Below are 467 nucleotides of genomic sequence, written 5' to 3' on the forward strand. Positions count from 1 at the left end.
ATGGCAATCCGTCCATCCCCGCTCGCCTGCAGGCGATGAAGGATGCTGGCTGCGAACGGATCCTGGTAGCGCCGCTCTATCCGCAATATTGCGGGGCGACGACCGCGACCGCCAATGACACGGCCTTTGCCGCTTTGGCCAAGATGCGCTGGCAACCGGCCTTGCGCACCTTGCCGCCTTATTATGATGATCCCGCTTATATCGAGGCGCTGGCGCAATCGCTGACGGCGGGGCTGGCCGCGCTCGATTTCGAGCCGCAGGCGATCGTCGCCAGCTTCCACGGCATGCCGCAGCGCACGCTCGAACTGGGCGATCCCTATCACTGCCATTGCCAGAAGACCGCGCGGTTGCTGGGCGAGCGGCTGGGACGGCCGATGACGGTCACCTTCCAATCGCGCTTCGGGCGCGCCAAGTGGCTCGAACCGGCGACCGACGCGACGCTCGATGCGCTGCCGGCCAAGGGCATT

1 protein-coding gene is annotated in these 467 nt (G+C 66.0%); it reads left to right on the forward strand.

The annotated features are described in order from the left end of the window. On the forward strand, positions 1-467 hold a 467-nt coding region (locus AACY49_RS30765), incomplete at both ends, for a ferrochelatase (RefSeq protein WP_339528066.1).

This window comes from Pseudomonas sp. EL_65y_Pfl2_R96, assembly GCF_963970905.1.
In the GTDB taxonomy this organism is placed as follows: Bacteria; Pseudomonadota; Gammaproteobacteria; order Pseudomonadales; family Pseudomonadaceae; genus Aquipseudomonas.